10 protein-coding genes are annotated in these 12,786 nt (G+C 53.4%); 4 read left to right on the top strand and 6 right to left on the bottom strand.

The features are described from left to right. Positions 1–97: 97 nt before the first annotated feature. The 5 genes from xrtD to I9188_RS16820 form a co-directional block, all read right to left on the bottom strand. Positions 98–1,717: a VPLPA-CTERM-specific exosortase XrtD gene (xrtD, locus tag I9188_RS16840; RefSeq protein WP_209507435.1), complete on the bottom strand. Its 1,620-nt coding sequence runs from the start codon at positions 1,715–1,717 to the stop codon at positions 98–100. 119 nt (positions 1,718–1,836) lie between these two features. Further along, complete coding sequence (locus tag I9188_RS16835) at positions 1,837–3,405, bottom strand: hypothetical protein (RefSeq protein ID WP_209507436.1); 1,569 nt, start codon at positions 3,403–3,405, stop codon at positions 1,837–1,839. Between the two features lie 12 nt (positions 3,406–3,417). Then, a complete protein-coding gene (locus I9188_RS16830) occupies positions 3,418–4,044 on the bottom strand; it encodes a polysaccharide biosynthesis/export family protein (protein ID WP_245220679.1) in 627 nt (208 codons plus the stop codon). Between the two features lie 98 nt (positions 4,045–4,142). Next, the gene (locus tag I9188_RS16825; RefSeq protein WP_209507437.1) at positions 4,143–6,596 is read right to left on the bottom strand and encodes a tetratricopeptide repeat protein; all 2,454 of its coding nucleotides are present in this window, start codon (positions 6,594–6,596) and stop codon (positions 4,143–4,145) included. 69 nt (positions 6,597–6,665) lie between these two features. Then, complete coding sequence (locus tag I9188_RS16820; RefSeq protein ID WP_348540350.1) at positions 6,666–7,256, bottom strand: sugar transferase; 591 nt, start codon at positions 7,254–7,256, stop codon at positions 6,666–6,668. A gap of 755 nt (positions 7,257–8,011) precedes the next feature. On the opposite strand from I9188_RS16820, the gene I9188_RS16815 reads away from it, so the two are divergent. The 4 genes from I9188_RS16815 to I9188_RS16800 are packed head-to-tail and all read left to right on the top strand — an operon-like array spanning position 8,012 to position 12,142. Then, complete coding sequence (locus I9188_RS16815) at positions 8,012–8,869, top strand: AAA family ATPase (RefSeq protein WP_209507486.1); 858 nt, start codon at positions 8,012–8,014, stop codon at positions 8,867–8,869. A 1-nt stretch (position 8,870) separates the two neighbouring features. After that, positions 8,871–10,409, top strand: a complete 1,539-nt coding sequence (locus tag I9188_RS16810) for a lipopolysaccharide biosynthesis (RefSeq protein ID WP_209507439.1) — start codon at positions 8,871–8,873, stop codon at positions 10,407–10,409. 34 nt (positions 10,410–10,443) lie between these two features. Next, positions 10,444–11,277, top strand: coding sequence for a CpsD/CapB family tyrosine-protein kinase (locus I9188_RS16805; RefSeq protein WP_209507440.1), 834 nt, complete (start codon positions 10,444–10,446; stop codon positions 11,275–11,277). Then, complete coding sequence (locus tag I9188_RS16800) at positions 11,258–12,142, top strand: glycosyltransferase family A protein (RefSeq protein ID WP_209507441.1); 885 nt, start codon at positions 11,258–11,260, stop codon at positions 12,140–12,142. The genes I9188_RS16805 and I9188_RS16800 overlap by 20 nt, the downstream gene beginning before the upstream one ends. 66 nt (positions 12,143–12,208) lie before the next feature. Here I9188_RS16800 and I9188_RS20305 read toward each other — a convergent pair whose 3' ends face one another. Next, positions 12,209–12,718 (bottom strand): VPLPA-CTERM sorting domain-containing protein, encoded by a 510-nt coding sequence (locus tag I9188_RS20305; RefSeq protein ID WP_245223740.1) that lies wholly within the window; start codon positions 12,716–12,718, stop codon positions 12,209–12,211. Positions 12,719–12,786: the final 68 nt, after the last annotated feature.

The raw sequence follows: 12,786 nt of genomic DNA, 5'->3' as shown, positions 1-12,786 counted from the left end.
CAGTGCCTCGGGACCTCTTTTATTCGTCTGTCTTTGAGCACGCCGGAGTATTTTTCGATTGCAATCGAGGGAAACCAAGCCGGACTTTTACCTTAGATCAAAACGGCACAAACCGCGGCAGGCGGTTCAGGCTGGGTTCCATGAACCGCTGTAGTCGCGCATCTGCATCCGCCTCGGTTTCGCCGGGCAGGATGGGGGTGACAAATCGAACCAATGCGCCGTCGGTCCGGCCCATGGTGAACCCGTCCTGAATAACGCTCATCTTAGCGCGGAAATCGTTGACCATGCGTTTGCCGCGCTGTTCGAACCAGTAGTAGACAAGCTGCTTTGACAGCTCTTTCTGGATGACCGCGCGGTTGACGGTAAAGCTGCCGTAGGGGGTGTCGCCCGGATTGATCTCATATGGCTCAAGGCTGAAGATTTCCCAGCCACCTACGGGCAGGCAGACCTCGGGTGAATGGATGCCTTCGCCTTCGGTTTGCTTGTCGTAGAAGGCCACGAACATGTTCACGAAATCACCCGATCCGCTGTCGATATAAGTGGCATGGAGGTAATCGCTGGCGCCCAGAGTTCGTTCAACATTGGGATCAAGGCTGGTGGTCGACCCCGACCAGTCGCCCAATTGTCGCGGATAGAGGACGAAGGGGTCCCGCTCGACGGATTTCACCTCGGAGGCGGGACGTAGTGTCCACGCGGTCGAGACCGCAAGCGTCAAAAGCGCCGCGAGAGCCAGCGCGACTGAGGCGCGGATGGCAAAGATACGCAATGCGACGGTACCCAGCCCTTCGGTATCCAGATCGATTGTCTCGGCAAAGGGCTTTGGATCGGGAGCCAGACGCTGCAAGCCGAGCGCCATCAGGAACAGAATGGCGACGCAGAGCAGGAAGATGATCCAGCCTTCGAAGAAATGCATGAACCCTTCGGCCTGTTCGATGCCATGCTGATTGACCAGAATGCCGATCACGCCGATGCGGATGGAATTCATCAGGACAGTCAGCGGCGCGGCCGAGACCAGCAGAACCACCTTGTGCCAGATCGGACCGCGGTAGAGCAGGGCAAAGAGGTATGAAAAGCTGAGGATCGGGAACAGATAACGCAGGCCCGAGCAAGCCTCGGCCACCTGCAGTTTATAGACGCCCAGATCGATGACATTGCCTTCGATAAAGACCGAAACACCGGCGAGCTGCACGAACCAGACGCCCAGCTCGGACGACATCCATTGTAGGAAGATCGTGAGCTTCCAGTAGACGAACTGGGGCAGGGGCAGCATGAAGACCAGATGGATTACGGGCAATTGGTGGTATTTCCCGCGTTGCCAGCCGAAGACGGTCACCATGACGCCGCCCACCCAGATGATCATCGCATAGGTGACGATATCCGGGATACGGGTCAGATTGCCCAGAAGGGCGATGGTCAGGGCCACGGCAATCACAGCCACACCGGGCCAGCGGTCGCGCACGATGGGATTGGGCGGCGGCATGTCCCTTAATTCACGCAGGAACAGGTACAGTGAAATAATGGGGATCAGCGGTCCGTGACTGTATTCCGGCGTGCTCCACGCCGCGCCCAGCGAGACAATGCCAATCCAGAAAATGGGCAATGATCCGAGCAGCAACAGGACAAACCAAAACAGCCCCGCAGCGTTGATGGCAGGCAGGGCGATTCGGGCCGTCTCAAGCACTTTGCGGCGGCTGTCGTTCGAATCGAGACGATGCATCACAAACCATCATGCATAATATGAGGCGCCTAGAAATTGTAACCCCCTCGGCCCCTGCGTTTATGATCTTATATGGATACAATCAACAAGCAGAGATCGGATTGTTCTGAGCTACCTTTTTAAGGTTTGAGAGTGAATCTCCGCCCAAGCGTCAGGAAGACCGAGTCCGAGGTCGCCTTAAAGCCGTTCTGGTCGTCCATCTCGTACTGATAGCCTACGTTGAGCGCCCAATCCTTTGTGATCGCGCGGGTATAGGATGCATCGAAAGTACCACGCTGACGTGGGTTGGACGGGCCTGAGCCGTCATTTTCCTGATCAACGAAATTAACGCTGAAGTTTAGAGCGGAAACCGGGTTGATAAAGTAGTCGTAGGTCAGGAACACTACTGTTTGGCGGGTCTCAATACTTTGTGTGCTAGTACCGACCCGGCGCTGGATTTTTGCACCGATTTGAGAGCTGGCCAATTGATAACTGTAGTCTATCTGACCGATTGGTGTGACTTCGTCGAAAGGACCTCTAGTAAATCCAACATTGAACCCGAATACTCCGTTGGTCAATTGGAAACTCCGGCCAAAGGTGGTGTTAGTCCTGACACCGTTCACTCCGAACGTCTGGTCAAGCAGTATATTTGCCGAGCCGTCTGGCAGTGATTTGTTCCAAGAAAAGCTCCAAACGAAATTTTCTGTAACGTTACTTATGTTGCTCACTCGTTGTGTATCATCAACTTGAGTGTAACCAATGTTTGCGTTGATAGTAGTGATGGAAGACACATTGTATGTTACGCCGGTCGACACTGTCGTTGTTTGCCGGTCGGTTTGCACCGCGTCATCTGCTGTGTAATCCGTGTAACTGATACGCAGGTTGTTTTGAAAAACCGGGGAAGCCCTAAGAAATACGGTTGCCGCGTAGTCATCGGAGCTGTTGTCAAATAGACTCGGTGAGATTGTGTTTGAGTATGTGCGTTCGTTGTGGTTGTAGGTGAAACGCAATCCCAGTGGATCGTTCAGACCTGTCTCCCAGTCTAAGTTTCCACGGGTGTTGATCTGATCGCCGACTGTACCGATCACATCAGCGGCATCGATAATGCCATCCAAATTGATATCGGTCAGCGACCGGTTGAAGGCTAGATCCCTTTCGCGATACTGGGCAAGCAGGCTCAGCCGGCTGTTGGCTCTAACCCGTTGATAAGACAATCGCGAGAAAGGATCTGAAAAACTGTGTTCGGTTCCGATGATTGGCTCATTGGCGATGCGGTATAGCCCTGACAGATCGAAGCTCAGTGTGGAATCTGTTGTTTGCTTCAAAACGCTTAAATACAACGTATTTTCCCACCAGGTGGTGGATCCAAGTGACGGATCAGTTAGGCGTAGGTTGTCATCATGCTTGAGCGAAGATAGGTAATCCAGCGTAACCGTCAGGCCGGTACCCGTGCCGGTTTGTTGGCCTGTTGTCAGCAGACCGACCTGCCGCGCCGGATTTCGCTGGGCTTGCTGTGAAATGAGCTGCAGACTGGGTGTTTGTTGAGTTTGTGTGGAAGGAACAGTCGTCTGTTGCAGAGTTGTTTGCTTGCTGGCACTCAGTGTTTGCAGTGATGTCGGGGCTTGTTGTCCACTCGCCGGTGCCAGTGAAATTGCAAAAACAACCCCTGCCCCCAATGCGGTGGACAGCCTGAAACTGGATTTCCCCACCTGTATCAGCTCCTATTCGAACAAGCGGCGTGCCGGCACGACCACGACGTCCCCGGCCTTAAGCACGGTATTGCCTTTAATACCTGCCCCTGAACCGTTATAGTTATAAGTATATTTGTTCATTACACCCGTTTTGCTGTCCGCCCGGCGTAATTCGATGCGTTTGCGAGCCGCAAAATTGGTCAGACCACCGACTTGAGCCAAAACCTGAAGCAGGGTTGTCCCTTCGGTTGCCAGGTGTTTTCCTGGTATGTTGACCTCGCCCATAACAAAAACTTCAATCGTCGGACCAGTCGCGCCGACGGTGCCTGGCAGTAACGAAGGTGCCAGCGATGCGATTGAGATAAAAACCGTTGGTGGCGTATTGAAGTTTGAGGCCAACGCTGTCGAAAGAGATGAACTGAGCCCGGTGGTGGATTGACCAGCTGCCCGAAGTGACCCAGCCAGAGGAAAGTTAATGGATCCATCCGGCAAAACCAGAACGGTTCGGTTCAGAGTGGGGTCTTCAAGAACTTCAACCGTTAGCGCATCACCCGGCTGGATCTGATAGGATTGCGCCCAAGCTGCGGTTGCCACGACCATTGTCATGACAAACGCAATCAATGAACCGATTACTGTCCGCATATTCAAGTCTCTCATATTTTTCCCCTTTATGCCGACTCATTAGTAATGAAACAATCTGCAGCGTTTAATACGGATGTGAGATGCGGCAGATTTGCAGCGGATTTTGCTTTGGATCAATATTGCCCGAGCTTGTCCGTAGGGCTGACCTGTTCGATTTCTTCCTCCAGCGAAGGTGAAACGTTCAGGGCAATTCCTGTCACCTGCGCCGCGCGATATGCGCGCAGGGCGTCCTCTCGACGGTCGACAGCGGCATAAGCTTTGCCTAGGTGATAAAGAACTGTGGGGTGATCGGGGAATGCTCGCGCCGCGAGTTCAAGGTAGCTCACGGCTTCGTCGTAATTGCCCATCCTGTAAGCAACCCAACCATAGGTTTCCTGAAATATGGGCACGCGGGTGCCGCGGAGGCGCCTCACCAAAACACTGGCGCGTTGCAGGCTTTCGTCATCGTTGCGATGGGTTGTCAGCAAGCTGGCCAGGTTGTTAGCCACAACCAAGGACCGGTTGCTGAGTGGATAAAGTTTTTCGTAGACCTCAATCGCTTGGTCCAGTTCTCCGGAGCGTTCGTGATCTGTCGCCCGCAACATGAGAAGATCGGGGTTGTCGGGTAATCTGGTCAGGGCGTTGGCCAGGATGCTTTTGGCCAGTTCAGCCTCGTTGCGTTCAGCGACCAGAGCGTGCAGTGACAACCATGCACGCGTTGTATCCGGATAGTCCTCGAGGATCGCGCGATAGAGCTGTTCAGCTTCGCCGCGTTTGCCTTCGTCGGTCAGGGCGTGGGCTTTGACCAACCGAACCGGCAGTGAATCCGGGTCTTCCGCAAGTAGTTCGTCGAGACGAACAAAGGCGGCAACCGTCTGCCCCTGCGCCAGCATTGAGCGGATAAGCGCGATATTGGCGGGTAGGCCGAATTCAGGATCATCTGCCAACTCGCTCAGGAAGGCTGTCAGGTCTTCTGTGCGTGCTTGGGCGGCAAGCATGTGGGCTTTGAGCTCATTCGCAAGACGTCGCGTTTCGGGGGTGTCGAGTTCTCTGATAGAGCGTTGTACGACTTCTAGGCGTTCCCAGTCGTTCACGCTCAGATAAATCTCGCCCAGCAGGAACAGAATATCTGGTTCTTTGGGGTTTTGGTGCAGGGACGCGATCAGAACGCGTTCAGCAATTTCAGAATCGCCCTCGGAGATCAGAAATTGAGCATAGTTCAGTGTTTCCTCCGGTGCATTTCGCGACACTTCCGTCGCAAGGGCCAGCATTTCCCCCATCAGCTCCCTGTCCCCATTGCGTTCATGAGCCTGAGCCATAAGGGTCATCAATTGCGGGTCGCGGGGGTCTTGGCGAAGCGCTTCGCGCAATTGAACAATGGCATCACCGATATTGTCTTCTTCAATCAACCATGATGCCTTGAACTTGAGCGCCTCAACTTGGGTGGGATCTTCTGAAAGCACGTTTTCAATCAAGGTTCTTGCTGCGCCGGGGTCGTCGGTCTGGAACAGCATTCTTGCAAATTCCACCTCGTTTTCCCTTGTCTGAATGGTGCGTTGCGCGCCTTCAAGCAATGCGTGCATCTCGGCAATTGCGGTCTGTTTGTCGCCAGAACGGAATTTCAATGCGGCGCGTATCGTTTTGAAGCGTGCGGTATTGGGTCCGTTATGCGTGATGATCGTATCCAGTTCGGTAATCGCGGCCGATATACTGCGATTTTCGTTCAAAAACGCGACCAGACGCTGGGCTGGCATGTAATCTGTGTCTTTTGGGTCCACCTCTGAGCGCAGCATCTGTTCTGCGGCATCCAGATTGCCCTGGTCGATAAAATGCTGGACGAGTAACTGTTCGACGCCTTCATCGTCAGGGAACACAAATGCCATTTGTCTGAGCAGCGTTTCGATTTCAGTGGGCTTGTCCAGTTCCCGCAGCGCGCGGAGGCGAATCCCGTAAAGGTTTTCCTCCTTTGGGTTGATATCAAGTGCCGCACTGGTCTCGTTCAAGACACCGGTCCAGTCCTGGTCGCGGACCAGATGGTCAATCACGATCTGCCGCGCAGTCATCAGATCGGGGTGTTTCTCGATCATCTTGAGGGCGGTGTGGACAGTGAAATCCACGCCTGCGGCATCGCCATTTCTGACCGCGTCGGTATAAGTCAGCGTGTTGTTGATGGATTTGATTTCGATATCGTTCGGGGCCAGTGCTGCGGCAGCGCCGCCGTAACGTCTGACATCATCCCAGTTGCCAATTTCCAGTGCCATCTCGGCAAGGCTGCGCTGTCCTTCGAGGTTGTCCGGATATTGCTCTACCAGTCTCAGATACTGGCTGTAGGCACCACGGATATTGCCCCGCTCGCGCTCCAGCCTGGCAAAGGTCAGGCGGGCCTCTTTGTGTTTCCCATTCAGTTTGAAGACGTTTTTGAATTCGACCAATGCGCGCTCGACGTCACCGGCTTCCAGATGAGCCATTCCGGCCTGGAAATGCGCCTCCGCGCGTTCTTCGGCCGAGTCGCACGCGCTCAATAGCAGGGCTGCGGCCAAAAGGGCGCTGGCCAGCAATTTGTTGATAGAGGTTCCGGCTCTGCTCAATGCTGCACTCCCGCAAAAGTTACGAAATCGCACGCAGCCGACAGTTTTACCCGGCCACGCGTTCCGGGTTTAACACCCGGTGCCGCGCAGGACGACAGAGATAGTCCGGATCAGGATTGACACATCTGTGCCGAACGACATGCTTTTCCAGTAGTTTGTGTCGTGATAAGCGCGTTCGGCAAATGAAGACTGGTTGCGCTTGGACACTTGCCAAAACCCGGAAATACCAGGGCGCATCGCATTGTAGAATTTGCCGGGATACAGTTCCTGTTGGTTCACCATCATCGGGCGAGGTCCGACCAGGGACATTTCACCCACAAAAACGTTCCAGAACTGCGGCAGTTCATCCATTGAGGATTTGCGCAGGAATGTGCCGAATTTAATGATGCGTGGATCGTTGCGAAGCTTCTGGTTGCGATTCCACTCTTCCCGGGCTTCGGGGTCGGCTGCCAGATGTTCTTTCAGCACGGCCTCAGCGTCATGCACCATGGTGCGCAGTTTGAGCAGCTTGAAAACCTTGCCGTCTTTTCCAACCCGCTCCTGCCGGTAAAACGGTGTTACGCCCTGACTGGCCAGAAATACGGCCAGAAGCACAACCATCGGAACGACGAAGGGCGCTGCAAGCAGTGTAAACGCAATATCAAAGATGCGTTTTCCCACACCTCTGTAGAACCCCGGGTGCTGAACTGAGGTCGGCATAACAGAGATGCTAGAGTAGCCCGCGCCAGCGTTGGCCACTTCTTTTGAATGACTTGTCACTATTTAAACCCCCAAACACACACAAATACTCACGAACCACTTACCAAACTCAGGAACAGAACACGCTCGACCTCAACTACATATACTTAAAATATTATATTTTTATACCACTTCTACCCTGCGTTTTCTCACTCGCGAGGCCACTTTCCCGTAATCAAGTGTTAACAAATTCGGCTTGGCTTGCAAAACAATAATACTGGCAAGGACACCTCAGAACGACTTAGTACGAGAGCTTTCTAACGGTATCGTGAAACTTTGCTCAACTGTTCTGTTGAAAGTTCAAGGATTTCCGTTTCCGCTTTGGGTACAATAGATAAAATTTTATGCTTTTGGAGCTGATTTTGACCTCCCAGAGGCATTTTTGACTCGTATTCCTGCCGGATTGCCGAGGCGTTATCGACGGGATTTTTCAAAGGCGTAGATGGAAACAATTGCGAGAAATATTTCTGATTGAAGGGGGCGGCAGGTCAATTCATCGCGTGTGCAGTTTAGTGGTGCCTGCTATCTTGATTTTGTGGCAAAGTAGTACCCAAGTACTTTTTGTTTATGTGACGTGTTCTTTATGTAAGGGATTTCTGGTGGTTCAGAGTTTAAGTTTGGATAATCTCCAGGGGGCCGGTACGAGGTTTGACAAGGCGGAAAGCAACCGAGGTGCAATGGCGTCCAGTGACGGGTTTTATCTAGACTATTTCGGGCTCGATCGGCGGCCCTTCACACTGCTTCCGGACCCCGGATTCATGTACTGGTCACCGCTGCACAAGCGTGGGTATTCGGTGCTGCAGTTCGGCATCATGAGCTGCGCACCCATTACAGTGCTGACAGGCGAGATCGGGGCTGGGAAAACAACCCTGGTGCAGCATCTTCTGAGTGAAATGGAAGAGTCGATCACCGTTGGGCTGATCTCGAATGCGCAGGGTGGTCGCGGAGAGCTGTTGCAATGGGTTCTGCATGCGTTGGGTCTGCCAATTAACAACGACGCCCCCTATGTTCAATTGTTCCGGGATTTGCAGGATTTTCTGGTTGCGGAATATGCCGAAGGGCGGCGGGTGGTCCTGATCTTTGACGAAGCGCAGAACCTGACAGTCGAAGGTCTGGAAGAAATCCGTATGCTGACCAATATCAACTCGAACACGGACGAACTGATCCAGCTTGTTCTGGTTGGCCAACCTGAATTGCGCGACATGGTTCTGGACCCCAAGATGCGCCAGCTGACGCAGCGCGTGGCCGCAAGTTTTCATCTGGAACGGATGGATGAGTCGTCCGTCGAAGCCTATATCAGGCATCGAATGAAAACGGCCGGTGGGTCCGGCGGCGAGTTTACAGAAGACGCCTGCAAGGTGATTTTTCAGCAGACCCGCGGTGTACCACGCCTGGTCAATCAGTTCTGCGACTTTGCCCTGCTTTATGCCTGGACAAATGAAGCGGACAAGGTCGACGAAACCATCATCAATCAGGTGATCGATGATGGCGTATTCTTTGGCGGAAACTCACTTGAGAAGGAGCTGACGGTCTAAGATGGGTCCTGCACGCTACTATTTCTCCATTTTCCTGCGGCGGTTTCCGTATTTCCTCATTGTGGCGACGATTGTCTCTGCGATTTCGGTTACGGTCGCTATGACTTTACCACCAACTTATGTTTCACAGATGCGGTTAATTGTTGAATCTCCGCAGATTCCGGGAAGCTTGGCAGCCAGCACCGTTACTACTACTGCTGGCGAGCAGCTCCAAATTGTTGAGCAGCGCTTGCTGACGCGGCCGGTTCTTCTTGATATTTCACGCAAGTTCGAGATTTTGCCGGATCAGGAAGACGCTAGTCCGGATCAAATAGTTGATGAATTGCGTACAAAGACTCAGATACGCATCTCTTCCGGGCGCAACCAGGCGAACCTGATGACAATCACATTTGAAGGCCGCTCTGGTCAAATTGCTGCAGGGGTGCTTAACGAGTATCTGACGGAAATTCAGAAGCTTGATGTGGCTTATCGCAAAGAGCGAGCTTCGGATACACTGGAATTCTTCGAGCAAGAGGTAGATCGTTTGGGTGGCGAACTCGACAAGCTCAGTGCGCGGATTCTCCAGTTTCAAAATGAGAATGCTGGTGCTCTGCCTGCCAGCCTACAATTCCGTATGGCGCAGCAAGGCTCATTGCAAGCGAGTCTTCAGCAGGCAGACCAACAGATTTTTTCACTGCAAAACCAACGTGAGAAATTGTTAGAAATTTACAGCACGACCGGTCAGATTACGACCGTCGGGCAGCAGCCTCAGACGCAGGCGCAGCAGCAACTGACCCAGTTGCGCAACCAGCTTGACAATCAACTAGGGATTTACTCCGAAAGTAGCCCGCAGATTAAGCTTCTACGCGCCCGGATTAATCGTTTGGAAGAAGTTGTTGCAGCTGAGCAGACAGCTGGCTCGTCTCCGTCGACTACACAAACAGGAAACTCGTCGCTGGACCTGCAACTGGCCCAACTTGATTCTCAAATAGCGGCACTTGAAGATCAAAGAGCGATTACTCAGGAGAACCTTGAAAAAGTAACGCTGTCAATCGATCAGACTCCGGCGAATGCGATTATACTAGCCGAGCTGCAGCGTGACGAGAATAATATCCAGGCCCAGTACAATACTGCAGTCGCGCGTCTGGCGTCGGCTTCGACTGGTGAGCGGATTGAGGTCACGTCACAGGGCCAACGTATTTCGGTGATTGAACACCCGGCCGTGCCGAGCTCGCCAGCTAAACCCAATCGTCTAATGATTGCGGGTGGAGGAACTTTCGTTGGTTTCGCGATGGGTCTGGCTCTTGTTGTTTTGCTAGAACTTCTAAATCGCGCAGCGCGAAGGCCGGAAGATTTGATCAACAAGCTGGATGTCTGGCCCATCGCGACGATCCCCTATGTGAGGTCCCGGGGCCAGATAATGAGGCAGCGCGTCGCTTGGGTGGCGGTCATTTTGGTGATTATGATTGGTGTGCCTGCAGGCGTTTGGGCTGTGCATACCTATTATCTGCCACTGGATCTGTTCGCTGAAAAAGTGATCGACAAGCTTGGGGTGTTCTAGTGATTTCTGTTCTGATTGAATCAAGGAGGGTGTAATGGACCGTCTTCAGCAGGCGATTCAGAAGGCCCGCAGGGCACGAGACAGCCGTCAACAGCCTCAACCACTGCAGCCAGTAACTGAAGAACAGCTGCATGTTCCCCAGGAAAGCGCGGATGAGGACATCTGGCTGACTGTACCCGAGATCGTGATTGACCCAGGGCTCATCTCCCGCAAGCGTCTGATGTCTTTTAACGGTGGGGCTGATGCAACGCCTTATGACATGTTGCGGACCAAGATGTTGCAGCAGACCTTGTCCAAAGGCTGGCGGAGAGTGGCGCTTACCTCTCCCTATAGCGGGTGCGGTAAAAGTACGGCAGCTGCAAATCTGGCATTCAGCCTGAGCAGACAGGAGGACTTGCGCACGATCGTGATCGATTTCGACATGCGGCGCAGGGGATTGGCAGAGATACTGAAGCAAACCGGAAATTACAGTATGGCTGATGTCATCCAGGGGAAAGTGCCGTTTCACGAACACGCACTGCGCCACGGTAACAACGTGATTTTCGGGTTGAACTTCTCTTCAACACGCAACCCTGCAGAAATTCTGCAAAGCCGGCGGACAATCGAATTTCTGGAGCAGCTCGAAGCGGAATACAAACCCGATGTCATTCTGTTTGACACGCCGCCACTGATGGCCAGCGACGACAGCCATGGTTTTCTTAAGAATGTCGACTGCGCTTTGCTTTTGGCAGCAGCGGAAGAAACAAGCATTGATCATATCGACATCGCCGAGCGGCAATTGGCAGAACTCACGAATGTCATGGGAATTGTTTTGAACAAATGCCGGTATATCAGTGGGGCCTTCGGGAATGAGTACGGCACGTACTGAAGAAGCTCCGGTCGATGCGGTAATCATACCTCATTATAACGACCTTCCAAGGCTGGAACGATGCCTGCACGCACTCAGGAAAAATGACCTGGGTGGAACCGAAGTCGTTGTTGTAGACAACAACTCTCCGATTTCGCTGGATGGCATCCGGCGGGCCTTCCCCGAGGTGCGCTTTCTGGTGGAGCCGCAAAAGGGAGCAGCCCATGCGCGCAATCGTGGCGTAGCGGAAACGACGGCGCCACGTTTGTTTTTTATCGATGCGGATTGTGTTCCTGCGCCGGATTGGCTGACGGTCGGACGCCAGATCGCAGATTTGGCAGATTTGATCGGAGGCCGGGTTGACGTGTTTGATGAAACCCCGTCACCCCGCAGCGGTGCCGAGGCATTTGAGGCTGTATTTGCCTTTAATTTCCGCCGGTACATTGAAGTTCAGGGATGTTCCGGGGCAGGTAACCTGCTGACTCGACGGGATGTATTCGACAAGATCGGTGGGTTCATCAATGGCGTATCCGAGGATCGGGAATGGACCATGCGCGCCGTTGCCCAGGGCTATAGTCTGATTTACCGGGACGAGTTTTGCGTCAGCCATCCATCCCGGCAGGACTGGCCGGCCCTGAAGGCCAAATGGCGACGGACGACGCAAGAGGGATATCAGTTGAACGGAACAAATGCTGCATCGCGTTTGCGGTGGGCTATTCGTGCATTGGCCATGCCAGCAAGCGCAGTCGTACACACCCCGAAAGTTGTATCCAGTAACAAATTGGCCTCAACCGGTGAGGTCTTGCGCGCAATCACCACCTTATTCCGGCTCAGATGTCAGAGGATGGTCTGGATGCTGCGCCAGGCATCGGGCGGTAATATCTGATCAAGCCAATTGAAAAGGGACCGCAAAGCGGCCCCTGGTCATGTAGGTCAGATTTGTGTGTTTTGCTTAGGCAGCCTTGCGGCGACGGGTCAGGGCCAGACCGCCAAGTGCAGTCAGAAGCAGAAGACCACCGGCCGGCAGCGGAACTGCAGCCACATCAAAGTCAAAGGACACGTTTGGTGCAGAAGAAGCCCAGCTAAACACGAGGTTCTGGCTCAGGGTGTTTGGGGACAGGCTGCTGAAGATTGTGCTCAGTGTCGTTGTCACACCGCCCAGGACAGATGTCGAGGCCAATACATTGGAGGGGTTGTTTGCATCGACCCAGCTTACGGTCAGGCCCAGCGGGAAAGCGTTGGTCAGCAGACGAATGCCGATGGTTGCTTGCGCAGATGCGGACAGAGGATCAACCGGCGAAGTGAAATTGACAGAGTAGACACCCGGCCCGCCCGCAGCTGTGTCAACCGCGCCAAAAAACAGGTTATCGGATGTGATGTCATAACTGCCGCCGGCAGATACCTGTGTCAGAGCGCTGGCCGAACTGCTCATAAAGACAGCGGCTACAAGCCCCACAAGCATCATTTTCAAATTTCTAAACATTAAAGGACCCACCTTTTATTTCCACCTAACAGAGTCCATGCATACCC

It is taken from the genome of Ruegeria sp. HKCCSA071 (assembly GCF_017872555.1).
Classification (GTDB): domain Bacteria; phylum Pseudomonadota; class Alphaproteobacteria; order Rhodobacterales; family Rhodobacteraceae; genus Ruegeria.
Note: the sequence above shows the minus strand (reverse complement) of the source record. Positions and strands in the feature narration are given on the sequence as shown.